The 1,640-nt window shown below is 60.7% G+C and carries 2 protein-coding genes; one reads left to right on the top strand and one right to left on the bottom strand.

Annotated elements, in window-relative coordinates; translation table 11 throughout:
- Positions 1-152: 152 nt before the first annotated feature.
- Positions 153-647 carry a hypothetical protein gene (locus AC1DEY_RS23230; protein WP_476870055.1) on the bottom strand — a complete coding sequence of 165 codons (495 nt, stop codon included), beginning with the start codon at positions 645-647 and terminating at the stop codon, positions 153-155.
- Positions 648-1,065: 418 nt separating this feature from the next.
- Here AC1DEY_RS23230 and AC1DEY_RS23225 point away from each other — a divergent pair.
- A partial coding sequence (locus AC1DEY_RS23225) for a TM2 domain-containing protein (protein ID WP_476870054.1) occupies positions 1,066-1,640 on the top strand: 575 nt, incomplete at its 3' end.

Genomic DNA, 1,640 nt, shown 5'->3' with positions numbered 1-1,640 from the left:
GTGCTTCTCAGCGCCGCGCCGCTGGCCGAGAACGGCTGGCTGCAGCCGAACAACGCCGCTTGGGTGCTGCGGGACTGAGGCTGAATGCGGTTGGGCCGTCCCCGTTTTCCTTGCGAATGTGAATGGCCCTTTGGCGTCCTGTAACTGAGTCCCTACTTTTCGACGAGGCCAACATTCAGCCCGTCGTCTGGGTGGTAGGTCCAGGAGACGCTGAAGTTATCCCACGATTCACGCTGGGTGCCGTCCAAGGCCCGGGTCTTGCCCATCTCGGCGCGGATGAAGTCAGGGACGTGGATGTTGTTGAGGACGCAGTCGATGTTCTGCATGGACAGGCCGGAGTAGTCCTTTTCGCCCTTGCCGTCGAGGGAGAGGCTGTGGTCGCCGTCCCCGAGATCCGCGCCGGTCTCGCCGATGATGCCGCAACCGCCGGCGGCTTCCTTAAGTGGCCGAGGTTTCGAGGCTTCTGCCTGGGCGGCGGCCTTGACGTTGGCATCGTTGACCGCGCTGATGGTGAAGGCGGTCCCAGCGATGCCGAGCATGGTCCCGATGACGAAGCTGGCCCCTGCGATCAGGAGTGCCTTGTTGACTGGTTTGCGGGTAGCGACGGGCGGCGTCGACGTCGGCGCGTAGTTCGGCATTTCGGGCATTGTCATAATTTCCCCCAAATAGGCAAGTGATGGCCGTGGGATCCACCGGCCTCAGAGATATTACCCAGTGGCGGCGCTAAACGGATTCTTCCGCGCGGCGCCAAGTGGCCAGTGCCTCCGCTTCGGAACACCAACAGGCTAACCAAATTGAACAATGGCACTTTTCCAAAACAACCGAGATGAAACTTTTCAACGTGTCTGCATTCGATTGCACGGATGCAATGTAACATCCGATATGCGGGTATACGCCCGTGACGCTATTGGGGGAAGCGAACGTGCTTGTAACTGTCGGCTGGCGCGGTGTACGGCCTTTGCCGCCCGCGCTCCACGCTGGGTTCCCTCTATGCGCGTCCATCACCGCACCCACTCCGCACGCTTCGCATCGCACGTCGGTCAGGTGTCCTATGAAAGGACTCTCATGAGCCAACCCCCGAACATTGCACCGTACCCGCCAGCCTTTGGCTACGGTCAGCCACAGACGAGCCACAAGTCGTTCTTGACGACGTGGCTGCTTTCGCTCCTCCTCGGTTTTTTCGGCGTTGACCGTTTCTACCTGGGCAAAGTCGGAACCGGCATCCTCAAGCTGATTACCTTTGGCGGTTTCGGTATCTGGGCCCTCATTGACCTCATCTTGGTCCTTGCCAACCGGACCCGGGACAAGCAGGGTCTTCCACTGGAGGGTTACGACAAGCACAAGAAGGTCGCCCTGATTGTCACCGGCGTTCTCATCCTCTTGAGCATTGTCGTCAACTCCGCCCGTGCCGGGTCAGCCTCAATGTCCGCATCGTCGGTTTCCACTCCGGCAAAATCCGCTTCGGCCTCCGCTTCTGCGGTCCCAGTGGAAACCAAGACGAAGGATCCTGCCGCTGCCAAAGCTGAGGCTGACGCCAAGGCCAAGGCAGACGCTGATGCTGCTGCCCAGGCCAAAGCCGACGCTGATGCTAAAGCCAAGGCGGACGCTGACGCCAAGGCAATGGCGGACGCCGACGCGGC

The sequence above is a fragment of the Arthrobacter sp. 05T47 genome, assembly GCF_056395825.1.
The sequence above is the reverse complement of the archived record's forward strand: the minus strand, read 5'-3'. Positions and strand labels throughout refer to the sequence as shown.